Annotated in this window: 22 protein-coding genes; 2 read left to right on the forward strand and 20 right to left on the reverse strand. The window is 60.0% G+C overall.

Going from position 1 to position 23269, the window contains the following annotated elements:
- Position 1: 1 nt before the first annotated feature.
- The 11 genes from hflX to ndk form a co-directional block, all read right to left on the reverse strand.
- Complete coding sequence (gene hflX / locus HDE75_RS04780; RefSeq protein WP_183675986.1) at positions 2-1231, reverse strand: GTPase HflX; 1230 nt, start codon at positions 1229-1231, stop codon at positions 2-4.
- A 144-nt stretch (positions 1232-1375) separates the two neighbouring features.
- Positions 1376-1612: an RNA chaperone Hfq gene (gene hfq / locus HDE75_RS04785; protein WP_008450615.1), complete on the reverse strand. Its 237-nt coding sequence runs from the start codon at positions 1610-1612 to the stop codon at positions 1376-1378.
- 276 nt (positions 1613-1888) lie between these two features.
- Positions 1889-3232: a ribosome biogenesis GTPase Der gene (der, locus tag HDE75_RS04790; RefSeq protein WP_183675985.1), complete on the reverse strand. Its 1344-nt coding sequence runs from the start codon at positions 3230-3232 to the stop codon at positions 1889-1891.
- A gap of 4 nt (positions 3233-3236) precedes the next feature.
- Complete coding sequence (bamB, locus tag HDE75_RS04795; protein WP_183675984.1) at positions 3237-4382, reverse strand: outer membrane protein assembly factor BamB; 1146 nt, start codon at positions 4380-4382, stop codon at positions 3237-3239.
- 84 nt (positions 4383-4466) lie between these two features.
- The gene (locus HDE75_RS04800) at positions 4467-5135 is read right to left on the reverse strand and encodes a YfgM family protein (protein ID WP_183675983.1); all 669 of its coding nucleotides are present in this window, start codon (positions 5133-5135) and stop codon (positions 4467-4469) included.
- A gap of 90 nt (positions 5136-5225) precedes the next feature.
- Entirely contained in the window at positions 5226-6587 is a 1362-nt protein-coding gene (gene hisS, locus HDE75_RS04805; protein WP_183675982.1) for a histidine--tRNA ligase, read from the reverse strand.
- 34 nt (positions 6588-6621) lie between these two features.
- Positions 6622-7887, reverse strand: a complete 1266-nt coding sequence (gene ispG, locus HDE75_RS04810; protein ID WP_183675981.1) for a flavodoxin-dependent (E)-4-hydroxy-3-methylbut-2-enyl-diphosphate synthase — start codon at positions 7885-7887, stop codon at positions 6622-6624.
- Between the two features lie 40 nt (positions 7888-7927).
- Entirely contained in the window at positions 7928-8896 is a 969-nt protein-coding gene (locus HDE75_RS04815; RefSeq protein ID WP_183675980.1) for a helix-turn-helix domain-containing protein, read from the reverse strand.
- A gap of 13 nt (positions 8897-8909) precedes the next feature.
- A complete protein-coding gene (gene pilW / locus HDE75_RS04820; RefSeq protein WP_260173684.1) occupies positions 8910-9722 on the reverse strand; it encodes a type IV pilus biogenesis/stability protein PilW in 813 nt (270 codons plus the stop codon).
- An 11-nt stretch (positions 9723-9733) separates the two neighbouring features.
- Positions 9734-10909 (reverse strand): dual-specificity RNA methyltransferase RlmN, encoded by a 1176-nt coding sequence (gene rlmN, locus HDE75_RS04825; protein ID WP_183675978.1) that lies wholly within the window; start codon positions 10907-10909, stop codon positions 9734-9736.
- Between the two features lie 120 nt (positions 10910-11029).
- Entirely contained in the window at positions 11030-11446 is a 417-nt protein-coding gene (gene ndk, locus HDE75_RS04830; protein WP_183675977.1) for a nucleoside-diphosphate kinase, read from the reverse strand.
- 220 nt (positions 11447-11666) lie between these two features.
- Here ndk and HDE75_RS04835 point away from each other — a divergent pair, with 220 nt between their 5' ends.
- Positions 11667-12353, forward strand: a complete 687-nt coding sequence (locus HDE75_RS04835) for a Bax inhibitor-1/YccA family protein (RefSeq protein ID WP_183675976.1) — start codon at positions 11667-11669, stop codon at positions 12351-12353.
- Positions 12354-12418: 65 nt separating this feature from the next.
- On the opposite strand, the gene HDE75_RS04840 is transcribed toward HDE75_RS04835, so the two are convergent.
- The 4 genes from HDE75_RS04840 to HDE75_RS04855 form a co-directional block, all read right to left on the reverse strand.
- Entirely contained in the window at positions 12419-13270 is an 852-nt protein-coding gene (locus tag HDE75_RS04840; RefSeq protein WP_183675975.1) for a LysR family transcriptional regulator, read from the reverse strand.
- Between the two features lie 40 nt (positions 13271-13310).
- A complete protein-coding gene (cfa, locus tag HDE75_RS04845; protein ID WP_260173685.1) occupies positions 13311-14471 on the reverse strand; it encodes a cyclopropane fatty acyl phospholipid synthase in 1161 nt (386 codons plus the stop codon).
- A gap of 264 nt (positions 14472-14735) precedes the next feature.
- A complete protein-coding gene (locus HDE75_RS04850) occupies positions 14736-15776 on the reverse strand; it encodes a cupin-like domain-containing protein (RefSeq protein WP_183676636.1) in 1041 nt (346 codons plus the stop codon).
- A gap of 87 nt (positions 15777-15863) precedes the next feature.
- Positions 15864-17774 carry a glycosyl hydrolase family 18 protein gene (locus tag HDE75_RS04855; protein WP_260173686.1) on the reverse strand — a complete coding sequence of 637 codons (1911 nt, stop codon included), beginning with the start codon at positions 17772-17774 and terminating at the stop codon, positions 15864-15866.
- A gap of 109 nt (positions 17775-17883) precedes the next feature.
- Between HDE75_RS04855 and HDE75_RS04860 the strand changes: the two genes are divergently transcribed.
- On the forward strand, positions 17884-18111 hold the full coding sequence (locus HDE75_RS04860) for a hypothetical protein (RefSeq protein ID WP_183675974.1): 228 nt from the start codon (positions 17884-17886) through the stop codon (positions 18109-18111).
- A 45-nt stretch (positions 18112-18156) separates the two neighbouring features.
- On the opposite strand, the gene rlmD is transcribed toward HDE75_RS04860, so the two are convergent.
- The 5 genes from rlmD to surE all read right to left on the reverse strand — a co-directional run bounded on the left by rlmD (position 18157) and on the right by surE (position 23232).
- Complete coding sequence (gene rlmD / locus HDE75_RS04865) at positions 18157-19500, reverse strand: 23S rRNA (uracil(1939)-C(5))-methyltransferase RlmD (RefSeq protein WP_183675973.1); 1344 nt, start codon at positions 19498-19500, stop codon at positions 18157-18159.
- A 133-nt stretch (positions 19501-19633) separates the two neighbouring features.
- A complete protein-coding gene (gene rpoS / locus HDE75_RS04870; protein WP_183675972.1) occupies positions 19634-20665 on the reverse strand; it encodes an RNA polymerase sigma factor RpoS in 1032 nt (343 codons plus the stop codon).
- Positions 20666-20673: 8 nt separating this feature from the next.
- Positions 20674-21603 carry a peptidoglycan DD-metalloendopeptidase family protein gene (locus HDE75_RS04875; protein WP_183675971.1) on the reverse strand — a complete coding sequence of 310 codons (930 nt, stop codon included), beginning with the start codon at positions 21601-21603 and terminating at the stop codon, positions 20674-20676.
- A gap of 43 nt (positions 21604-21646) precedes the next feature.
- Positions 21647-22498, reverse strand: a complete 852-nt coding sequence (locus tag HDE75_RS04880) for a protein-L-isoaspartate(D-aspartate) O-methyltransferase (protein ID WP_183675970.1) — start codon at positions 22496-22498, stop codon at positions 21647-21649.
- The gene (gene surE, locus HDE75_RS04885; RefSeq protein WP_183675969.1) at positions 22495-23232 is read right to left on the reverse strand and encodes a 5'/3'-nucleotidase SurE; all 738 of its coding nucleotides are present in this window, start codon (positions 23230-23232) and stop codon (positions 22495-22497) included. The genes HDE75_RS04880 and surE overlap by 4 nt, the downstream gene beginning before the upstream one ends.
- Between the last annotated feature and the right edge of the window lie 37 nt (positions 23233-23269).

The raw sequence follows: 23269 nt of genomic DNA on the forward strand, positions 1-23269 counted from the left end.
ACTATCGTGTTCCGACTTGAGAGTGGGTGGAAAACCTATCATCCTGGTCTGGCTCTGTGGCCTGATCCGGGGCGGCGCCATCGTGCTGCTGGTCGTGCTCGTGCTGACTGTATTCGTCTTGCTGTTGCGCTTCGCCATCCTGGTAGAGATGGGCCGAACCTGGCGCATTCTTCGCCATCTCGACGATCGCCTCGCGCAGCAGGTCCAGCCCGCTGCCTTTTTGCGCACTGACGAAGACGCGACTGATCGTAGCATATTCATCACGCTCTATCGACGGCTCCAGCCCGGCCGCATCGATCTTGTTCCACACGAGGATTTGCGGAATATGATCGGCGCCGATCTCTTTCAAGACCAGATTGACCTGTTCGATCTGCTCCATGCGCACCGGCGACGAAGCGTCGACGACGTGCAGCAGCAGATCGGCATGGATGGTTTCTTCGAGCGTGGCGCGAAAAGCGGCCACCAGCTGATGCGGCAATTCGCGCACGAAGCCGACCGTGTCGGAGATCACCACATTGCCCACTTCCTGGCCCAGGTAAACCCGGCGCGAGGTGGTGTCCAGCGTGGCGAACAACTGGTCGGCGACATACACGCCAGCCTTGGTCACAGCGTTGAACAGGGTCGACTTGCCGGCATTGGTATAGCCAACCAGCGACACGGAAAACGTGTGATTGCGGCCGCGCGCACGGCGCTGCGTCTCACGCTGCTTGTGCAGCTTTTCCAGGCGAGCCCGCAGTGCCTTGACACGGTCGCCGATCAGCCGGCGGTCGGTCTCGAGCTGCGTCTCGCCGGGACCGCGCAAGCCGATACCGCCCTTTTGCCGCTCAAGGTGAGTCCAGCCGCGGATCAGGCGCGTGGCCAAATGCTGCAACTGGGCCAGCTCGACCTGCAGCTTGCCCTCATGGCTCTTGGCGCGCTGTGCAAAGATGTCGAGGATCAGGCTGGTACGGTCCAGCACCCGCACATTCAGGCGCTTTTCCAGATTGCGCTGCTGTGCCGGCGAGAGGGCATGATTGAAGATGACGATTTCCAGCTTGTCATTGACGACGGCGTCGCCAATCTCGTCCGCCTTGCCGCTACCGACAAAATAAGCAGAATCGGGACTGGAACGCTTGGCCGTGATGGTGGAAATCGGATCGGCGCCAGCCGAGCGCGACAACAGCATCAATTCCTCCATGCTGGCGGCAAAGTCGCTGTGACCGAAGTCAACCCCGACTAGTGCCGCGCGCATGATGGAAACAAATGAGTTGAAGCAAACACAGGCGCGATCAGTGGCGCCGATGCAAATGCATCAGCGCCGCTGACGCGGACACGCGCGCAATTGCGCGCGCGGGCGATGGAGGGTGAGAGGCGCTGGGCCGTCAAGCTCAACGCTTTACTCCGCTTCTGATTCAATATTGAGATTGACGGCACGGGCCGGCACCACTGTCGAGATGGCATGCTTGTATACCATCTGAGTAACCGTATTGCGCAGCAATACGACATATTGATCGAACGATTCGATATGGCCTTGTAATTTAATACCATTGACCAGATAAATCGAGACCGGAACATGCTCTTTGCGTAATGCATTGAGGAATGGGTCTTGTAACAGTTGCCCTTTGTTGCTCATAACAGCTCCGTTGTTTATGTTGTTGTGTAGAAATTGGAGGCGACTCGCTTGATTTCAAGTGCTCACACAGTATTCTCTTGCAGAGAATGATGCATCGCAGCTACTGTAACCTGTTTTCGCGATCGCTGTCGCGCATGGTGCATAGTTACGGCAATATCACCGTGACTATGTCCAGATTATTTAAAATCGGCACCGCATTTTCCATGCGGCGCCTTAATGTAAACTTAATTACAAGCCATTTAAGCAATCAACCGTATTTTACAAATTCAAACCAGTTTATTTTGGCGTTCTGGCAAACGGGTTTTTACCGGTACGCAATTCAATGCGCAATGGCGTGCCCACCAGCGAGAAAGTATCGCGGAAATGTTTTTCCAGATAACGCTTGTATGGCTCGCCCACGGCGTCGAGTGCATTGCCGTGTATCACGATCACCGGCGGGTTCATGCCACCCTGGTGAGCATAACGCAGTTTCGGGCGGATCGAACCCTTGCGGCGCGGCTCCTGCTTCTCTACCGCTTCGATCAGGGCGCGCGTCAGCTTCGGCGTCGACAGGTCGCACATGGCGGCCGCGTAGGCTGCGTTGAGCGATTTCATCAATGGGCCGATGCCGCTGCCTTTCAGCGCCGAAATAAAGTGCATATTGGCAAACGACAGGAAATCGAGCTTGCGGTCGAGGTCGATCTTGATCTCATCGCGCTCGTGCGATTGCAAGCCGTCCCATTTATTCACGGCCACCACCAGTGCGCGGCCCGATTCCAGGATAAAGCCGGCGATATGCGCGTCTTGCTCGGAAATATCTTGCTGCGCATCGAGCAGCAGGATCACCACGTTGGCTTCGGAAATCGATTGCAGCGTCTTCACTACCGAGAATTTCTCGATCGCTTCAAACACCTTGCCACGGCGGCGGATACCGGCCGTGTCGATCAAGGTGTATTGCTGGCCATCGCGCTCGAACGGAATCTCGATCGAGTCGCGGGTAGTGCCCGGCATGTCGAAGGCGATCACGCGCTCTTCGCCCAGCAGGGTGTTGACCAGGGTCGACTTGCCCACGTTCGGGCGGCCGACCAGCGCGATACGGATGCCGCGATCAGTCTTTTCCAGCTCTTCAGGCTCGTCCGGACGCTGCGCAAAGGCGGTGTCCAGCATGACTTCGACCAGGTCGGTCACGCCGTCGCCGTGCGCGGACGAGATCGCATATGGATCGCCCATGCCCAGCTCGTAGAAGTCCGAGACCACGGCCGTATAGCGCATGCCTTCGCTCTTGTTGACCACCAGCATGACCGGACGGCCACTCTTGCGCAGGAAGTCGGTGATGGTCTTGTCATGCGGCGTCAGGCCCTGACGGCCATCCACGATAAAGACCACCACGTCGGCTTCCGCCACGGCCTGCTTGGTCTGCAGTGCCATCTGGTGCATGATGCCTTCCTTGGCGACGGGTTCGAAACCACCCGTATCGATGACCAGGAAGGGACGTTCGCCGACACGGCCTTCACCATAGTGACGATCGCGCGTCAACCCAGGCAAATCCGCCACCAGCGCATCGCGCGAGCGGGTCAGACGATTGAATAAAGTCGATTTCCCAACATTGGGTCGACCTACTAGTGCTATTACCGGCTTCATTGTATTACTCGACCGCGAGAGCGATCACTGTCCCTGATTGGGTTTGAAAAATCAAATTCGAACCGGCGACAACGGGGGCCGAAACAATCGGACTACCGTCGGTGCTGACCCGACCTATAAATGCGCCATCTTCCCGTGACAGGAAGTGGATGTAACCTTGATAATCGCCAACCGCAACGCTGCGGCCAAACGAGGCTGGCGTCGACACGCGACGGCGTGCCAGTCCGTCATTCTTCCAGGCGCTCTGCCCTGCTTCGCGGCTGAACGCCGTCACGGCACCCTGTTCATCGACGGCAAACACGAAGCGCTGGTCGACCGCCACGCCTACGTCGGACGAGTAAGGCTTGGTCCAGCGGGGCACGCCGGTGGCCGCATCGAAGCAGCCGGCCTTGCCCTGGTAAGTGACGGTGCACACTTCGTTTTCAAACACCACCGGCGCACCGGCGATGTCGGACACGCGTTCCAGTTCCGTGGCGCCGCGCGGTTCGCTGACCACGTTTTCCCAGCGTACTACGCCGGTTGCCGTGGTCAACGCCATCAGCTTGCCACCCGGCTGTGCCACGTAGAGGTTGGCGCCGCCCACTACCATGCCCGGCGCATTGCGCAGGGTCAATGCTGGCGTTGCGCGCTGTACTACCCACTTGCGCTCACCCGTCTTGGCATCGATGCCGACGATGCGGTTATCGACGCTGCGTACGGCGACGATACCCTGGCTGACGACAGGCGCCGTCAACACTTCGCTCGACGCCTGGTAGGTCCACAATGGTTTGCCATCGGCATCAAAAGCCAGCACGGTGCCCTTGGCGCCGCCCACGGCGACGATGCTGCCATCGGTGCCGGCGCTGGAAGTGATGTCGCTACCGGCCTTGACGCGCCAGGTTTCACGGCCGGTGGCTGCATCGAGGCGCGCCAGCGCGCCATCGGCACTGACCACGTACAGGCTGCTGCCGGACAGCGCCGGGCTGAAGGCATACACGCCTGACTTGCCGATGGAATATTTCCATGCATCGCGCACGGCGAGGCTCGATTTTAACTCGACCAGTGGTGCCGGCTCGACTTTCGGATCTTTCTTGGCAAACGGATTCAAGGACGAGCAACCCGCCACCAGCACCAACAGGCTTGCAGCTACCAGCTTTTCAGTGACACGCATAAGTGTTATCCAACCTTCTTCTTGTACTTGTAAGGGTCGAGCCGCCGGCAGTAACGCCGCGCAGCAGAACCGGTAGTTTTCCTATCAGGCCGCAGCTTGATCTGCCTTGGCTTTGTCTTCCGGCACCGTGCCGCCGATCGCTTCCAGTTTCACCTGGATCAATTGACGGCCTGGATTATCCTTGGCGGTAGCAGCCAGCGCTGCCAGGTAGGCGGTGCGGGCGTCGGCCAGCTTGTTTTGCGCGACCAGGATATCGCCCTTGCGGTCCGCCACGGCGCCGGCAAATTGCGGCAGGTTGGCGGACGCCAGTACTTTCAGCGCTTCATCGTACGACTTCTCATCCATCAGCACGCCAGCCAGGCGCAGTTGCGCGATGACCTTGTATTCTTCGCTGCCATGGTCCGCTACCCATTGCAACTGGGTCTTGGCGGCTTTCAGATCATTCGCGTCGAAAGCCGTCTTGGCGGCGGCCAGCGCAGCCATCTGCGCGTAGGCGGTGCCGCTGAAACGCGACTGCATGTCGGACGCCGCGCGCTGCACCTTGACGTTGTCCTTGGCGACGATGGCGTTTTGCAGTTCATCGTACAACTGGCCAGCTTGCGCCGCCTGGTTGCGCTGATAGTACTGCCAACCGGCCCAGCCGCTGTAGGCGGCCAGCGCGACGATCAAGACCCAGGAGGTCACGTTGCCGTTGCGTTGCCACCAGGCTTTGAGGGTTGCCAGTTGTTCTTGTTCTTCGTGATCGTATGCCATGAGTCGTCAGTTTTAATGAATAGTTAATCGAAGTTAGCGAAGGGTAGAACGGTATTGTTTCAGATTAATAAGACAAATTAATAGCGCAGATTAATGATGGTGATGCACGTGGCCATCAGCACCATGGTCATGGCCGCAATCATGGCTGCCGATGATCTGGTCCACCAGGTAATCGACGACGTCGTCGAACGGCACCGTGTTTTGCTGCGACCCAGCTTCCGCTTCGCGCATGGCTTTTACGGTGGCAACGTGGTTGGCGATTTCATCGTCGCCCAGGATCACGGCAAACGCCGCGCCGCTGGCGTCGGCCTTTTTCATCTGGTTCTTGAAGGCGCCGCCGCCATTGCTCGCTGCGCAATGTAGCACAACGTCCAGGCCGGCATCGCGTATCCGCTCGGCCAGCACGAAGGCCTGCAAGCCCGCTTCTTCGCCTTGATGCACCAGATACACGTCGCACAGGGCTGGCTGTTCTGGCTCGGCCGCATCTTTCATCAGCAAGACCAGGCGTTCGACGCCCATGCCGAAACCGACCGCCGGCGTGGACTTGCCACCAAACATTTCCACCATGCCGTCATAGCGGCCACCGGCGCAGACCGTGCCTTGCGCACCCAGCTTGTCGCTGACCCACTCGAACACGGTGCGGTTGTAATAATCCAGGCCGCGCACCAGGCGTGGATTGATGGTAAATGGAATATTGTTGTGGTTCAAAATCTTTTGCACGCCAGCAAAGTGCGCCAGCGATTCTTCGCCCAGATAGTCCAGCAGCTTCGGCGCGCCATTGACCAGGTCCTGCATGGCAGGATTCTTGGTGTCGAGGATGCGCAGCGGATTGCTGTGCAGGCGGCGCTTGGCTTCTTCGTCGAGCAGCTCGCTATGGCCTTCCAGATAGGCGATCAGGTCGGCCCGGTGGCGCAGGCGCTCGGCCGCATCGCCGATCGAGTTCAATTCCAGGCGGATGCCTTCCAGGCCCAGGTCATCCCACAGGCGGCGCGTCATCATGATCAGCTCGGCATCGATATCGGGACCGGTAAAGCCGATCGCTTCCGCGCCAAACTGGTGGAACTGGCGGTAACGGCCTTTTTGCGGACGCTCGTGGCGGAACATCTGGCCCTTGTACCACAGGCGTTTCGGCCCTTCGTAGACCAGGTTGTGCTCGACCACGGCGCGCACTACGCCAGCCGTGCCTTCAGGGCGCAGGGTCAGGTTGTCGCCGTTCATCGAATCGGTGAACGAATACATTTCCTTTTCCACGATATCGGTCACGGCGCCAATCGCGCGCGCGAACAGCTTCGTTTCTTCGACGATAGGCGTGCGGATTTGCTGGAAGCCATAGCTTTGCAGCACGGATTGCGCCGTGTTTTCAAACAATTCCCATAGGGCCGCGTCGGCCGGCAGCACGTCATTCATGCCTTTGACGGCGGTGATTTTATCGAATTTCTTATTTTCAGACATAGTGTTCTTCTTTACTGTTTTTACCGGTATATGCTCAGGCCGCTACTTTGCCGTAGTGGCTCTTCACATAATTCAAGACGATGTCCTGGAATTCTTCCACGATGCGCTCGCCGCGCAGGGTGACGACTTTTTCGCCATCGACAAACACGGGCGCAGCCGGCGATTCGCCAGTGCCGGGCAGGCTGATGCCGATGTTGGCGTGTTTCGATTCGCCGGGGCCGTTGACGATGCAGCCCATCACGGCCACATTCATCGCTTCCACGCCCGGATAGGATTTTTTCCATTCCGGCATCTGCTCGCGCAGATAGGTCTGGATATTGTCAGCCAGTTCCTGGAACGTGGTCGAGGTGGTGCGGCCGCAACCGGGGCAGGCAATCACCATCGGCGCGAACTTGCGCAAGCCCATGGTTTGCAGGATTTCCTGGCCCACGATCACTTCGCGCGTACGGTCGCCGCCCGGCTCGGGCGTGAGCGAAATACGGATGGTGTCGCCGATGCCTTCCTGCAACAGCACCGCCAGCGCCGCCGTCGAGGCCACGATGCCCTTGCTGCCCATGCCCGCTTCCGTCAAGCCCAGGTGTAGCGGATAATCGCAGCGTTGGGACAATTCGCGGTAGACAGCGATCAGATCCTGCACGCCCGACACCTTGCACGACAAAATAATCTTGTCGCGGCCCAGACCCAGCTCTTCGGCACGCACGGCGTTTTCTATCGCCGAGGTTACCAGCGCTTCATACATGACCGCTTGCGCCGGCCACGGTTCGGCACGGCCCGCGTTCTCATCCATGATGCGGGCGAGCAAGGCTTGATCCAGGCTGCCCCAGTTCACGCCGATGCGCACCGGCTTGTCATACTTGCAGGCCGCTTCGATCATTTGCGCAAATTGCGTATCGCGCTTGGCGCCCTTGCCCACGTTGCCAGGGTTGATACGGTACTTCGACAGCGCGCGCGCGCAATCAGGATAGTCGTTCAACAGCGTATGGCCGTTGTAATGGAAATCGCCCACCAGCGGCACGTCGATACCCATCTTGTCGAGCTGGTCGCGGATGTAGGGCACGGCGGCAGCCGATTCGGGACGGTCCACCGTCAGGCGCACCAGTTCGGATCCGGCACGCGCCAGTTCCTTGATCTGGATCGCCGTACCGATCGCATCGGCCGTATCCGTATTGGTCATCGACTGCACCACCACGGGGGCGTCGCCGCCCACCCAGATCTGGCGCTGGCCGTGCGCGATCAGCACTTTGCGGCTGTCGCGGCGGCCTGAAGGACCGGAACCGATCGCTGTATTCGAGGTAGCCATATGTTTCGTCTTGTGAGTTGTTTATTGCAATTGTGACTATTTATTCGATGCTGACACGTGCAATCGTACCACCAGGTACGGTCGGCAAGTCCAGCTTGGCGCCACGCAAGGTCGCTTGCACGGCGCCTGGCTTGCCGACCACCAGTGTTGCCGGGCCGGCGATATTAAATGTTTCAGTGCTGCCAGCGCGCATCATGCGCGACACCAGCGGCGTGGTACCGCGACGGCGAATTTCTACCCAGGAATCTTGCTCAATTTTCAGCACCAGCGCGTTGGCGCTTGCTGCTGCGGCCGGCGGCGTGACAGCGGCCGCTTCAGGTGCAGGAGCGGGGGCTGGCGCGGCAGGAGCGGCAGCTGCCGGGACCGACGCTGCAGCCGACGCGGCCGTTCCCGTCTGCGTATCATTGGCCGGCGGCGGCACGGAAATGAGCGGCACGGATGGCGTCTGCACGGGCGTCAGATCCTGGCCCGGCTTGATCAGGGTGGTTTCCACCGGACCGGACATCGCAGGATGATCGGCTTCCTTGTCCTTGTCCACATGGGCCATCAAGGCTGCCGGAACATAGCCGAGCTTGTAAGCGCCAAAGGCGGCAACTGCCACCACGACCACGGCGCCAACGATCCATACTACGGGCGAACTGGACGAGCGATGCGTCATCGATGGAAAGCGCGACTCTGAAAACGTCGCCGAAATTTCCCGCCGCACCGGCGTGGCCGGATCTTGCGTCGGCGCTGCCGCCACTTCGATCAGGGCCACCAGCGGCGCCGCATCGAGCCTGACTACCTTGGCATAAGCGCGCACAAAACCGCGCACCACCGCCACATTCGGCAAAGCGGCCGTATCACCCTGCTCCAGCGCGATCACCTGGCGCGGCGCCAGCTTGAGCTGGTCCGCCACCTGTTCCACCGGCCAGCCCAGCGCTTCGCGCTGCGCCTTCAATTGCGCCCCTGCCGACGCCAGACCACCCTGGGGCTGCTGCTGAGGCGTCTCTGCCTGCTCTGAATTCATTGGTATCCCTGTCTCACTCATCAAACGCCCCATTTTGATAAGCAGCATATTCGGGGGAGGCGGAATGGTGGTGACGCAATTGCGCCGCCAGGCCAGCCTCCGCGCCCACATCCCCGAGCTGATGCTGCACCTTGATCCCGAGCCACAGCACATCGGCCGTTTGGCTCTCCATAGTCGCTACTTTACCGAGCCGCGCAAGATAAAAAGCCGCTTGCCGGTAGTCTTGCTGTTCGTAATATACGCGCGCCAGACCGGCATTTGTCGCCGCCACGTCTGGTGCGATCTGCAGCGCCCGTAACCAATACGCGCCAGCGCGCTGATATTGTTTCAAACTCGCACTGCATGCGCCCGCATTATGCAGCGCCTTTTCCGGTGTTACATAGGAAACATCTTGCAGCGCCGCATCAAAATAAGCCAGCGATTGCGCCGCGCGTCCCGTCTGGCACAGAAACAGGCCGTAATTATTGCTCAACTCAGGATTGTGGGGCGCAAGGCGCAAGGCGTAAAGGAAATCTTTCTCAGCAGGCAAATTTTGCTGCCGGCCCGCCTGGATCAGCGCACGCATGCCATAGGCCTGGGCGTCGCCTGGCGCCAGCAACAACGCCTGCGTCACTTCCTCAAACGCCACGTCCAGCTGGCCTGCGCCGTAGTAGGCGCTGGCCAGCTGCAAACGCAGGCTGGCGCGCTGCTGGGCCGGATTGGTGGCAGTGGCAGCAGTGGCGGCAGTGGCACCCAAGACCTTGTCATCATGCGCAGCGGAAGCACAGCCGACCAGCAGCACAGCCAGGCTAACAGCAGCCACAGCGAGCAAGCGATGGTAAGCCATGCCTTCCCCCATCAGGAGCGGATCTCCACGATTTTTCCGAAATTGGCGCCAAACTTCTGCTGGTATTCCGTCATTTTTTCCATGCGCTCCTGCACCCGCGTGCGGTCCTTGACTTCGCCGGCCAACTGGCCGCAGGCGGCGTCGATATCGTCGCCGCGCGTCTTGCGCACGGTGGTGATGATGCCGCCATCCATCAGCACCTGGGCAAACGCCTTGATGCGCGGGTTTTTCGAACGGAACAGGCCCGATTCCGGGAACGGGTTGAACGGGATCAGGTTGAACTTGCAGTTCACGCCGAACTCGCGGTCTTGCACCAGCGCCAGCAGTTCGCGCGCGTGTTCGTCGCTATCGTTGACGCCATCGAGCATGCAGTATTCGAAGGTAATGAAATCGCGCGGCGCGAATTCCAGGTAGCGCTTGCAGGCCGCCATCAATTCCTTCAGCGGGTATTTCTTGTTCAGCGGAATCAGCCCATCGCGCAGCTTGTCGTTCGAGGCGTGCAGCGAGACGGCCAGGGCCACCGGCACTTCCTGCGACAGCTTGTCCATCATCGGCACCACGCCCGAGGTCGACAAGGTCACGCGGCGGCGCGACAGGCCGTAGGCGTTATCGTCGAGCATCAATTTGAGGGCGGTGACGGTCGGCTCAAAGTTAAGCAGGGGCTCGCCCATGCCCATCATCACCACGTTGGTGATCTGGCGCTCGCCTTTCGGGCCTGGTTCGATACCCTTGGTGCGGCGCAATTCAAATTCTGCCATCCACAACTGGCCGATGATTTCACCGACTGTCAGGTTGCGGTTGAAGCCTTGCTTGCCAGTCGAGCAGAAACGGCAATTAACGGCGCAGCCGGCCTGGGTCGAGATGCACAGGGTGCCGCGGTTGTCTTCCGGGATGAACACGGTTTCCACGGCATTGCCATTGCCCACGTCGACCAGCCACTTGCGCGTGCCATCCGTCGACGTATGGTCGCTGATGATGGCCGGGGCGCGCACTTCGGCGCGCGTCGCCAGCTTGTCGCGCAGCGACTTGGCCAGGTCCGTCATAGCGTCGAAATCGGAGGCGCCGAACTGGTGTATCCAGCGTTGCAATTGTTTCGCACGAAACGGTTTCTCTCCCAACTCGGCGCAGTAAGCGATGAGTTGCGCGGGATCGAGGTCCAGCAAGTTGGTGAGTGTCGTCGTAGTCATGATCATATCTATTCTAAAAATCCGTCCCCGCGCGCGCAAAAAAAAACCAGGCGCAGCGGGAACAGGGGGTGATAAAGTTATTTCACAGATAACGCCAGGAAATAACGTTATCTAAGGCAATTAAGCCTTCAGTTCTGGGAAGAAGTAAGCGATTTCTACTTTGCCAGCTTCGACAGCGTCGGAGCCGTGTACGGCGTTAGCGTCGATCGAATCAGCGAAATCGGCGCGGATCGTGCCTTTTTCTGCTTTCTTCGGATCGGTTGCGCCCATCAGATCGCGGTGGGCCAGAACGGCGTTTTCGCCTTCCAGAGCCTGGATCATGACTGGGCCGGAAACCATGAAGTCCACCAGGTCTTTGAAGAAGCCGCGCTCTTTGTGCGCTGCGTAGAAGCCTTCAGCTTGTTCGCGCGACAATTGGGTCATGCGGGCTGCAACGATTTTCAAGCCAGCGTTTTCGAAACGGCTGTAGATTTGGCCGATTACGTTTTTTGCAACTGCGTCTGGTTTGATGATCGACAGGGTGCGTTCGATTGCCATGTGTGAAAACTCCAATAAAAAGAAAGGTTTAAAACGTAAATTGAGAACTCAATCAACCTTTGATTTTACCATACTAAGCCCCATATCTCCCAGACAAGCAGGGTACATCTTCCAGCCCCAGCTGAGTTTAATGCAATCTTAAGCTGTTTTTTTTGCAAAAAGCGGGGTCCATGCTATCCTTGGCCGCAGTAGCAATTTGAATCGATCACACGGAGGCACTATGAATCAGAACATGCAACGCACTTTTGACCTGTCGGGAGGCATGCAGCAAGTACGCCACCAGGTCTTGCGCAACACTTACTGGCTGCTGGCGCTGTCCATGATACCGACCGTGATGGGCGCATTCGTCGGCGTGCAGCTGCACCTGCCAATGCTGCATGGCGGCATGGGCTTCATCATCTTCATGGCGGTCGCCTTCGGCTTCATGTTTGCAATTGAAAAAACCAAGAACTCGGGCCTGGGCGTCGCCGTCCTGCTGGGCTTCACCTTCTTCATGGGCCTGATGCTCACGCCTATCCTGACGCGCACGCTCGGCTATTCGAACGGCGGCACCCTGATCATGACGGCGTTCGGCGGCACGGCCACCATCCTGGCAGTGATGGCAACCATCGCCACGGTCTCGAAACGCGATTTCTCTGCGATGGGCAAATGGCTGTTCGCTGGTGTGATCGTGCTGATCCTGGCATCGGTAGCGAACATCTTCCTGGGCCTGTCGGCACTGTCGATCGTCATCTCGATGGTTGCCATCGCGATCTTCTCGGCCTACATCCTGTATGACGTGCAGCAAATCATCAACGGCGGCGAGACCAATTACATCTCGGCTACCCTGCGCATCTACCTGGACGTGTACAACATCTTCACCAGCCTGTTGTCCCTCCTGGGCCTGGCCGGCGGCAGCCGCGACTAATCATCACGCGTCAAAAATCAAAAGCCGACCTGCGGGTCGGCTTTTTTACGCCTGTACCACCAGCTTTACATCGTTCGCCACCGCTCGGCCACCAGACGCAGGCAGGCGCGGGCGCGGTCCAGCGTGGGATTGTCGCGCTGGGCCGCATACACGGCGTAGGCAGAATGCGAGAATTCCGGCGCGCCGTGGACGCGGAACAGCTGGCCCGCTTCGAGATACGGGCGCGCCATGCCGACGCGGAAATAGCTGGCGCCACCCACTTCGCGCAAATACACCAGCGCCAGCGGCCCCAGCGAAATCGACACGGGCGGACTGCTCAGCTCGGGAAACGCCGCCTGGTGGTTGGCCGCAAAGCTGGGGCCCCAGTCGACATACACATAGGCGTCCGCATGCATCTGCCCATCGGGACGGGTGGTCAGCATCACCAGCTTTTCCTCGGCCAGCAATTCACTGACCAGGCCAGGGCGCTGCGGCGGGTTGTACAGCACGGCCAGGTCCAGCGAACCGTCATGCACGGCGTCGAGCAGCCGCGCCGGGTTGTCGACTTCGGCGCGCAAGGCGATCTTTGGACAATCGCGGTTCATGCCGATCAGCCATTCGCCCAGCATCGGCTGCCACAGGCTCAGCTCACAACCGATGCTGACGCCATCCTCCCTCCCTGGCGGCAAGGCCACCTGGTGGCGCGCCCGCTCCCACACTTGCACCATGGTTGCCGCGTGGCGCATGAAACGCTCGCCAGCCGGCGTCAGGCGCGCGCCAGCCTTGTTGCGCACGAATAGCTGGCGCCCCAGTTGCTGCTCCAGGGTACGGATGCGGGCGCTGACCGCCGTTTGCGTCACATGCATGCGTTCGGCCGCCATAATGAAACTGCCGCAGGAAGCCACTTCCAGAAAGGTACGCGCTTGATTGATATCCATCAGGCGATGATAGCAGTTAGGCCCTGGTTCATGCCGGCCATCAGCTGACCCGCTGGTAGCCGCCCAGCACGCCCTGCTTGGACAGCACCCACTGCCACAGCTGCAAATCACGCGCGCGGAAAGCCCCGGCGCAGGACAGCAAATAGTAGGACCACATGCGGCGGAAGCGCTCACCCAGCTGATCGGCAAAACGGGGCCAGGCTTGCTCGAAATTGGCGTGCCAGGCCATCAGGGTCTTGTCATAGTCGGCGCCGAAATTGTGCAGGTCTTCAGCCACGAACAAATCATCCATGGCGTCGCCGATCTGGCCGATCGACGGCAAGTCGCCATTCGGGAAGATGTATTTGTCTATCCACGGGTCGCTGGTCGACTGGCGCTTGTTCTTGCCGATGGTATGCAGCAGGAACAGGCCATCGTCTTCCAGGCAGCGGTGCGCCACTTCCATGTAGGTGCGGTGGTTTTTATGGCCCACATGCTCGAACATGCCGATGCTGACGATACGGTCGAAGCGTTCGTGCATGTCGCGGTAGTCCTGCAGGCGGAAATCGAGGTTTGCACCGCCCGGCAAGCTGCGCGCATACTCGGCCTGCTCCTTCGAGATCGTCACGCCCACGCATTGCACGCCGTATTTTTCAGCCGCATAACGCATGAAACTGCCCCAGCCGCAGCCGATATCGAGCACGCGCATGCCGGGCTCCAGGCGCAACTTGCGGCAGACCAGGTCCAGCTTGGCTTCCTGCGCCTCGGCCAGGTTGCTGGCGTCTTTCCAGTAGCCGCAGGTATAGGTCATGCGCGGATCGAGCATGGCGGCGTAAAACTCATTGCCCAGGTCGTAGTGTTCCTTGCCCACCATCCAGGCGCGGCGCTCGCTTTGCAGATTGAACAGACGCGCCGTCAGCGCATGAAAAGCCAGCCGCACCGGCTTGACTTCATCGCCCAGCCGCGCGCGCAGCAAGTGGGCAAAAAATTCGTCGAGCTGGCCCGCGTCCCAGTCGCCATCCATATAGGCTTCGCCCAGCCCCAGGTTGCCGCTGGCGAAAGCCCGCTCGGGCACGCCCGGCTTGCGCAGCTGCATATCCCAGGCAGCGTCGCCATTCAAATGGATGTCTGCCCTGGCCAGCAAGTCGGCTGCCGCGCGGTACAGCCGCGAGTCCGTATTGACTACCGCTTGTAGCTCTTGTGTCGTGTGTTGCATGTTCATGCCCTACTGCCTCCACTAGTCATGCCTGCGCCGGCCGGCAAGTCGGGAAAAGGTGCCTGGCAGCGCAAGAGCAACAAAATTATCCACCCGTCATGCCCATCTGGATAATGAAAGATGATGGCAATTCACAGCAAAATAATTGCGCTGAAATGACTTGAATCAATTATTTAAAACTAATATTAGCGGCAAGAAGCGTGCTGAAGCATAAAAAAGCCGCCTGTTCGGCGGCTGTTGTCAGCGTGTTCGCGTCATACGGGGCAACGCTCAAAAGTCGTGATTCTTGGGATACTTGCTGTAAAAGTCGTTTTCCCATTTGAAGTTGGTGAAAGCGACCGTCAGCGAAATATCGAGCGCTTCGACAAAATGCCAGCAGCCGACCGGCAAAAACAGGATCTCGCCAGGCGCCAGGATGCAGTCGCGCACCTGCACGTCGCCCATCAAGGGGTGGCGCTGCAAATCGATCTCGCGCCCATCGACGGGCGTGAAGCAATGGCGCTGGTTATACACGCGCGCCACTTCGCAGGCGGCCATGATGCGCACGCGCTTGCGCCCCGCCACCTGGGCCATGAAATTATTCGTCAGGTCGTGATGGAATGGCGTGACTGTGCCCGCCGGGCCAAACCACAGAAAGCCCGTGCGCTCGCCCTGCACCAGGTATTCAGGCAGTTGGCCGATATCGTCCCACAGCTCGCGCAAGGCTTGCCGGTTTTGCGAACTGTTATTGGCCGTCATGTAGAAATCATTCGTCTGGCCGCTGTTTTCCACCATGCTGGCGTACTCGCCAAAGGCCATCTTGCGCTTGTGGACCAGGCTATTCATTTCATACTGCGCATCGGCTTCGCGACCGAACTGCACTTCCACCACACGCTCGGCAAAATGTTCGCGGAAATAGGCGGGACTCCATTTGCTGCGGGCCGGCCAGTCTTCCATCATGCCAGTGATGATCACGGGCTGGTTCAAACTATAGAATTCATCGAGGAAGGCTTGCGCCGGCAACTGGTGGCGGCGCGGGATTTCGGGGGCGCGCAATTGGTTCAGACGGCGCTGGATATCGATCACCCAGTCGCGCTTGGCCAGCCGGTTCGACAGCCGCACGGCGCCAGCCAGATACGGGCTTTGCAGTGCCAGCTCCACTTCGCGGCGCGCCAGTTTTTCGGCGATGCCCGCCTGCTGCAGCACCGGCATCAGGCTGGAAGGATGACTGCCCAGCATCAGGTTTTCCGCGATCCAGCTGCGCCACTCTCGGCTCAGTTCCTGCACGCCCTGAGCACCCTGCTGCCCTGTCAATGTCGCTACCGCCGCCATCACCGCCTCCTGTGTTTGCATGTCTTTAACGTGAACGGCCGGGCAGCAATGCTACCCGGCCGCGCCCTACTCTACACTAGCAAGGTTTCACCGCACTTTCCATACTTCATTGGCCAGCACGCCATTCGCGTCGCCATCGAGCGACCACGAGAAGGCGCCGCGCAGGCCCTGGTCCTTGACATATTGCATCTTGGTGCCAATCACGGTCGGATCGTCATAGCTCCACCATTGGCCGCCAGTACCCGTGTACAGATACAGCTGCTTGGTGACCGGATGGTAGTAGCGCGTGCCAGCCTTGGCGACGAGCAAGCGGTAGTCTTCGATGCCTGCCTCATAAGAGCCCGGCGCCGCACCCGTTGCAGTCTGATACAGGCCATTGCCATTCGGCCCTGGCGCCACGCCGGTCCAGCCACGGCCATAGAACGGAATACCCAGCAGCAGTTTGTTGCGCGGTACGCCGGCATTGATCATGTACTGGATCGCCCTGTCTGCCGTGTATTCGCGAATCACGCCGATCGATGGATCGGCCGGGTCGGCATACAGATGGGCATTGAAGTTGGTACTATTTTCCCAACCACCATGGAAGTCGTACGTCATCAGGTTGATCCAGTCCAGCGACTGCGAATACAGGGCCGGTTCCGTATTGTCGATCTTGTCCTTGCCGGCACCGACAGCGGCCGTCAGCAGGTAGCGCTTGCCGGTGGTGGCGCCCAGCGCATCGAGCTGGCGGCGGAACTCTGCCAGCAGCAAGGTGAAGTTCTGCTTGTCGGCCGGGCTGGCCGTGTTGTATGGCTGGCCACCACCCATCGGGTATTCCCAATCGATGTCGATACCATCAAACACGTTCACTGCCGCAGCTGGCCCGCCACGGCCGCCCTGCACTGGCAAATTGCCCTTGATGTAGATGTCGATGCAGGAACTGACCATCTGTTTGCGCAGCGCATCGGTGGCAGAACCGGCCGAGAAGAACTTCGACCAGCTCCAGCCGCCCAGCGAAATGAAGACCTTCAGGTTGGGATTGGCCGCCTTCAGCTTTTTGAGCTGCAGGAAGTTGCCCGACAACGGCGCATCCCACGGTATGGCCTGGCCATCGACAGTGCGTACCGGCGTGCGGATGTAGTCGGCTTCGGCATCGCCGCCCGTGCCTGCGTCCGGCGCATTCGGATTGGTCGCACCAGGCTCGGCCTTGGTGATCATGTCGCACACATAGCCGCCGTTCTTGGCGTAGATATTACCGAAGGCGTAGTTAATGAAGGTCAGCTTGCTGGCAGTGCCGCTGCTCTGGATATTGGCCACTTCATAACCACGCTGATACACGCCCCACTGCGCAAAGTAGGCGCCGACTTCGCGGCCATTTGGCGTTGGGGTAGGTGTCGGCGTTGGTGTTGGGGTAGGCGTTGGGGTGGGAGTCGGCGTTGGTGTCGGAGTTGGAGTGGGCGTTGGGGTCGGCGTGGTGCTGCAGTTGTCGACGATGGTCCATGGTTTGCCGGTGCCGGGGCCGCCGTTGTTGGTGGCCGGGTTGTCGCCCTGGGTCCAGTAATTGGCGCGGTAATTGACGCCGTTATAGCTGACCGTGGCGCCGCCCGTGTAAGCCGTGCTGGCAACCCACGCCAGGGCGCAGGCGCTGGCCGCCGCCGGGTCAGCCGTTGGGCCAGGCGCCGCCACTGGTGCAGGCGCCGGGGTAGGCGTTGGCGTCGGTGCCGGCGTTGGCGTCGGAGTAGGCGTGGATTCTGCGCCGCAAATGCCGCCAGCACTCCACAGGCTAGGCGAGGCGACAGGATTCCAGCCAGAACCGGCGTAATCGGTCTGCGTTACCAGCGCCGTATAGGTGCCGCCCTGGTACGTGACGACCGAGCCGGCCGTGTAGGTACCGCCCTCTTGCCAGGCGGTGCAAGCCACCGTGCTGGCCGCCAGCATCTTCGACGCGGCTGGCGCACTGGCCTCGCCACTGCCACCACATGCCGCCAGCACACCGCCGCTGGCCACGCATAACATCATGTTCCTGATCGTTTTTCTGAGTATTAAATTTTCCACGCTATCTCCTGTCTGGGTTTGCGGAAGACGACTCTTTGTTTTAGATAAATAATGACCCTGTGGATTGTTACAGTTGCGTGACGAGCATGCTGCTGAAGAAATAGGTAGTCAAGTGGTTTTGCAGTGGCATCAAACAGGTCAATACCACTTGGCTCAAAATTCAACTGAGCTTAGAAAGATGGCGTGTTGTCCTACTGGAGGAAACACAAAATGCAGGGGGAAGGAGGAAAAAATCGATATTGCCTTGGAGGAACATACCAATTTCGATAATATTGAAAGTGGTATTACACTGGCTTTATGATGACAGGACGGGCGCCTGCCAGGCCGCCCGCCAGTTCTACAAGAATTACTGAGCCAGATCAAACACCGCCATCGACTCGACGTGCGACGTATGCGGGAACATATTCACTACGCCTGCCTTGCTCAAGGTGTAGCCTGCTTCCAGCGCCAGGATGCCGGCGTCGCGCGCCAGGGTTGACGGGCTGCACGATACATACACGATGCGTTTGGGCAGCATATCCGGACGCGTCTGCGCCAGGCCCACCAGCGCCTGGCACAGGGCCATGGCGCCATCGCGCGGCGGGTCGATCAGGATGCGGTCAAACTTGCCCAGGGCGATCAGGTCATCCGTCGTCACTTCAAACAGGTTGCGCGTGGAGAATGAAGTCTTTGCCGACAAGCCATTCGCTAACGCGTTTTCCAGTGCGCGCTCGGTCAAAGTGGTACTACCTTCGATGCCAACCACTTCGCTGCCCTGAGTGGCCAGCGGCAGGGTGAAGTTACCGAGGCCGCAGAACAGGTCGGCCACGCGGTCTTGCGGCTGCACTTCCAGCAGGCGCAAGGCCTTCGATACCAGTACCCGGTTGATGTGGTGATTCACCTGGGTAAAGTCGACCGGCTTGAACGGCATCTTGACGCCAAATTCCGGCAGCAGATAATGCAGCTGCTTGTCCAGCGGGTAGAACGGCACGGCCGTTTCGGGGCCCTTCACCTGCAACCACCATTGCACGCCATATTCGTCGGCAAACGCCTTGAGCTTGTTTTCATCGTCGCCCGTCAATGGCGCCATGATGCGCAACACCATGGCGGTGACGTCTTCGCCCACGGCCAGCTCGATCTGCGGCATCTGGTCGAAGATCGACAGCGAGGCGATCAACCCGCGCAGCGGCAGCAGCATGTTCGATACGTGCGGCGGCAGGATCTCGCAGCTATCCATGTCGGCCACGAAAGCCGATTTCTTTTCATGGAAACCCACCAGTACGGCATCTTTTTTCTTGACGTGGCGCACCGACAGGCGTGCGCGGTAGCGGTAGCCCCAGGTCGGGCCATACATCGGGCGCATGATGTTAAGCGGACGCACCTTGCCGATATGCCACAGATTATCTTCCAGCACGCGCTGCTTGATGGCGACCTGGGCCGACGGCTCCAGGTGCTGCATCGAGCAGCCGCCGCAGTTATCGAAATGCTTGCACTTGGGCGTGATGCGCATGGCCGATTCGCGGTGCAGCGCCGTCATGCGGGCCATTTCCCAGTTCTTCTTTTTCTTGAACGTGACAAAGCTGACCTTCTCGCCCGGCAAGGCGCCTTCAACAAACACGACTTTGCCCGGCGTGCCGTCTTCGTTTTCAATATGGCCGACGCCGCGGGCGTCCATGTCGAGCGATTTGATTTCGATGATATTTTCTTGCATAGCGATCAATAGATAAGAGTGGGCCGGGACGCAGGGCCGCGCTGGAACTTGTAGAAAGGGGGAAAAGGTCAGGCGCCGCGAGCGGGGCGTATGATAGCAGATGCAGACCCCGAGTAGCCGGGGCCTGTTATCTTCACAATAATGAGTCTCTGACGACGCCGCGTGCCGCCATCGCGCGTTTCAGTTTGATCAAGGCTTCCTGCTGGATCTGGCGCACGCGCTCGCGCGTCACGCCCATCTCTTCGGCCAGGGTTTCCAGGGTGGCTGGATCGTCATTATCCAGGCCGAAGCGGCGCATGATGACCACGCGCTGCTTGTCGGGCAGCTTGGTCAGCCAGTCACGCACCAGCACCGTCATTTCATGGTGTTCGGCGCGCGCATCGGGGCTGTCTTCGGCGGCGCCGGGCAGCATGTCCATCAAGGATGACTGTGGGTCGTTGTCGAGCGGCGCGTCGAGCGAGGTGGCATGTTCGGACAGGGCCAGGATATCCTGCACCTCTTCCACCGGACGGCCAACCAGGTGGGCGATGTCTTCGGCGGTGGCGTCCTTGCCGTCATGGTGCTGCGCTTCGAGGTGGTATTTGCCGCGCAGGATCTGGTTCAGCTCGCGCACCATATGCACCGGCAGGCGCACCGTGCGGGCCTGGTTCATGATGGCGCGTTCGATACTCTGGCGTATCCACCAGGTGGCGTAAGTGGAAAAGCGGAAACCGCGCTCGGGCTCGAACTTGTCGATCGCCCGCATCAGGCCGATATTGCCTTCTTCTATCATGTCGAGCAAGACCACGCCGCGGTTGATGTAATGCTTGGCGATCGACACGACCAGGCGCAGGTTATGCTCGATCATGGTTTGCCGGGCTTCGAAATTGCCCTGCTTGGCGAGGGTGGCGTAATGCACTTCTTGCGGCGCCGTCAGCAGGGGCCGCGTGCCGATCTGGTTCAGATAGTGCTGGGTGGTATCGGTCGACAGTTCGGCCGCCAGCACTTTTTTCAATTCATCGACACTTTCGACCAGCACGCTGACGCTGGCAGGCTCGGCGCCCTCGCCAGCCTCGACGGCGTCGATGCCGTCGAGTTCGCCAACATCTTCCGTCACGATGTCGTCCGCGCCCTCTTCCGGCGGATCCATGTCATCGTCCAGCTGGTCATGCGGCGCGTGTGTCATTGCTTTACCTAACGGTTAGGCAGGAATTTCGAAGGATCGACAGGTTTGCCTTGTTGTCGGATTTCAAAGTGCAGCTTCACGCGGTCCGCATCGGAATCGCCCATTTCGGCAATCGTCTGGCCCTTCGTGACGTTCTGTCCTTCCTTCACCAGGATGCTGCGGTTATGCGCATAAGCCGACAATAAACTATTATTGTGCTTCACGATAACAAGATTACCATAACCACGGATTCCGCTCCCGGCATACATGACTTTTCCTGCGCCAGCGGCCACCACCGGCTGCCCGGCCTTGCCGGCGATGTCGACGCCCTTGTTCTTGCCTTCGTCAAAAGTAGCGATGACCTTGCCTTCGGTCGGCCAGATCCAGCCGATCTTGTCGTCACCAGCAGACTGTGCCGCAGACGCCGCTGCGGATGCCGCCGGCGCAGCGGCCACGGCGGCCGGCGCGGTGGCCGCCGCAGGAGCAGGTTTGGCGGCCGGCGCATCGCCATCGGCGCGCAATTCAGCCAGAGTAGCATCGGAATAGGGACGCTTCTCGCCGCGCGGACCGGTTTTCTTTTGCACGGCCGGCGTCGATGGACGCGTTTCAATCGGTGGCGCCATCACAACGGCAGAGGTCTGGGCACCGCCCGACTCGCCATTCGGCGGCAGCACGCGCAACACCTGGTCGACCTTGATGTCGTTCGGATTGCTCAAGTCATTCCAGGTCACCAGATCGCGGTAATTCTGGCCATGTTCGAGCGCGATGCGCAACAGGGTGTCGCCACGCTTGACCGTGTACAGGGCGGGATCCTTATCCTTGGCATCGTTTGCCGCCGCGCTGCTGGCCGGGGCCGGCTGGCGCTCCACGACCGGCGCCTGGACACCCGTGGTGCCGCAGCCGCTGAGGATGGCAGCCAAGCTGAGGCTGCCTATGAGTAGCTTACTTTTCTTAATCATTCGCATGTAATTGTATGTCCTGCTTTGCTATCCGATCCGGGGATCATATGGTGCCCGGGCGCAAAGGTACGAAATGGCAATCTTCCAGGGTCTGGCTGGTCCACTCCATTTTCCCCACCCGGGTAATCAGTTGTAAATGCTGCAATTTGGCGCCCACCGGCGCAACCAGACGCCCGCCGATTGTCAGCTGTTCCAACAAGGCATGCGGGACTTCCAGGCCGGCAGCGGCAAGGATGATGCCGTCAAAGGGCGCCGCCTGCGGCAGGCCAAGCATACCATCTCCGTACTGCAAACGCAGATTCGACACGCGCAAGGGCCGCAAATTGGCCTTCGCCAGCTCATGCAAAGGCTTGATGCGCTCGATCGAAAACACCTCTTTCGCCACCAGCGACAATACCGCCGCCTGGTAGCCACAGCCAGTACCGATCTCGAGCACGCGCTGCAAGGGGCTGCCCTGGCGCATGACTTCGATCATGCGGGCAACGATATACGGCTGGGAAATCGTCTGGTGATGGCCGATCGGCAGCGAAGCATCGATATACGCTTGCGAGGCCAGCGCCTCGTCCATGAACAGATGGCGCGGCACGGCCAGCATGGCGTCCAGCACCACATGATCCTGCACACCCTGCTTGGCGATGCGCGCCACCATGGCGCGCCGTACGGCTTCGGACACCAGCGGATGTTGCCGCGATGGCGATGGCGCTAACGCTGACGCCGGCGCCCGCTCATGCCCCGGTCCCTGCACACTGCGTCCCGCGCTTTGCGCCGCATTCTGGGTTGCCGTCTGGGGCGTGGCCACGCGCGATTGTGCCAGCGACTGCGCCCCGCCCTGCCGGGCAGGCTTGCCAGCGAGCGAGTCCAGGGTCAGGGGAAAGTTGCGCGGCTTGTCGCTCATGCCAGACCTTTTGCCAATGCATCGAGTTCAGTGCGATGGGTCAGGTCGATCTGCAGCGGCGTGATCGATACCTGGCCTTGTGCCACGGCATGGAAATCCGTGCCGGGTCCGCCTTCCCTGGCCACGCCGACGGGGCCGATCCAAAAGATTTCACGGCCGCGCGGGTCGAGTGCGCGTATCACCGGCTCAGACGAATGGCGCCGGCCCAGGCGCGTGGCGACCGTGCCGCGCAATTGTTCGTAGGGGATGGCAGGGATGTTTACGTTCAGCAAATAAGGCTTTTGCAAGTCGTCAAAGCGGCGCTCGACGATTTCCCTGGCCACGCGCGCGGCGGCATCCAGGTTGGCCCAGCCATATTCGGCCTGTGAAAAGGCGATGGCGGGAATGCCAAACAGATACCCCTCCGTCGCAGCCGCCACGGTGCCCGAATACAGGGTGTCGTCGCCCATATTGGGGCCGTTGTTGATGCCGGACACTACCAGGTCGGGCCGTTCCTGCATCAGGCCCGTCAACGCCACGTGTACGCAATCGGTGGGCGTGCCATTGACATAATAAAAACCATTGGCGGCCTTGTGCAAGGATAAGGGCCGGTCCAGCGAGAGTGAATTGGAAGCGCCGGAGCGGTTGCTGTCCGGTGCGACCACTACCACCTCGGCGATAACGGCCAGCGCATCGGCCAGTGCCTGCAGGCCGGGCGCGAGGTAACCATCGTCGTTACTGATAAGAATTCTCATAACGAGATTTTACCTGAAGCAATGCCCCCGCTGCGCG

The sequence above is a fragment of the Janthinobacterium silvisoli genome, assembly GCF_014200725.1.
Classification (GTDB): Bacteria; Pseudomonadota; Gammaproteobacteria; order Burkholderiales; family Burkholderiaceae_D; genus Janthinobacterium.

Bases quoted from the DNA above. Each gene is read 5' to 3' on its own strand.
- pilW (WP_260173684.1), bottom strand. From the start codon at position 9,722: ATGGCTTACCATCGCTTGCTCGCTGTGGCTGCTGTTAGCCTGGCTGTG.
- HDE75_RS04880 (WP_183675970.1), bottom strand. From the start codon at position 22,498: ATGAGCGACAAGCCGCGCAACTTTCCCCTGACCCTGGACTCGCTCGCT.
- cfa (WP_260173685.1), bottom strand. From the start codon at position 14,471: ATGAACATGCAACACACGACACAAGAGCTACAAGCGGTAGTCAATACG.
- HDE75_RS04875 (WP_183675971.1), bottom strand. From the start codon at position 21,603: ATGATTAAGAAAAGTAAGCTACTCATAGGCAGCCTCAGCTTGGCTGCC.
- rlmN (WP_183675978.1), bottom strand. From the start codon at position 10,909: ATGACTACGACGACACTCACCAACTTGCTGGACCTCGATCCCGCGCAA.
- hflX (WP_183675986.1), bottom strand. From the start codon at position 1,231: ATGCGCGCGGCACTAGTCGGGGTTGACTTCGGTCACAGCGACTTTGCC.
- rlmD (WP_183675973.1), bottom strand. From the start codon at position 19,500: ATGCAAGAAAATATCATCGAAATCAAATCGCTCGACATGGACGCCCGC.
- hisS (WP_183675982.1), bottom strand. From the start codon at position 6,587: ATGTCTGAAAATAAGAAATTCGATAAAATCACCGCCGTCAAAGGCATG.
- rpoS (WP_183675972.1), bottom strand. From the start codon at position 20,665: ATGACACACGCGCCGCATGACCAGCTGGACGATGACATGGATCCGCCG.
- HDE75_RS04840 (WP_183675975.1), bottom strand. From the start codon at position 13,270: ATGGATATCAATCAAGCGCGTACCTTTCTGGAAGTGGCTTCCTGCGGC.
- surE (WP_183675969.1), bottom strand. From the start codon at position 23,232: ATGAGAATTCTTATCAGTAACGACGATGGTTACCTCGCGCCCGGCCTG.
- HDE75_RS04850 (WP_183676636.1), bottom strand. From the start codon at position 15,776: ATGGCGGCGGTAGCGACATTGACAGGGCAGCAGGGTGCTCAGGGCGTG.
- hfq (WP_008450615.1), bottom strand. From the start codon at position 1,612: ATGAGCAACAAAGGGCAACTGTTACAAGACCCATTCCTCAATGCATTA.
- HDE75_RS04800 (WP_183675983.1), bottom strand. From the start codon at position 5,135: ATGGCATACGATCACGAAGAACAAGAACAACTGGCAACCCTCAAAGCC.
- HDE75_RS04855 (WP_260173686.1), bottom strand. From the start codon at position 17,774: ATGATGTTATGCGTGGCCAGCGGCGGTGTGCTGGCGGCATGTGGTGGC.
- ndk (WP_183675977.1), bottom strand. From the start codon at position 11,446: ATGGCAATCGAACGCACCCTGTCGATCATCAAACCAGACGCAGTTGCA.
- HDE75_RS04815 (WP_183675980.1), bottom strand. From the start codon at position 8,896: ATGAATTCAGAGCAGGCAGAGACGCCTCAGCAGCAGCCCCAGGGTGGT.
- ispG (WP_183675981.1), bottom strand. From the start codon at position 7,887: ATGGCTACCTCGAATACAGCGATCGGTTCCGGTCCTTCAGGCCGCCGC.
- bamB (WP_183675984.1), bottom strand. From the start codon at position 4,382: ATGCGTGTCACTGAAAAGCTGGTAGCTGCAAGCCTGTTGGTGCTGGTG.
- HDE75_RS04835 (WP_183675976.1), top strand. From the start codon at position 11,667: ATGAATCAGAACATGCAACGCACTTTTGACCTGTCGGGAGGCATGCAG.
- der (WP_183675985.1), bottom strand. From the start codon at position 3,232: ATGAAGCCGGTAATAGCACTAGTAGGTCGACCCAATGTTGGGAAATCG.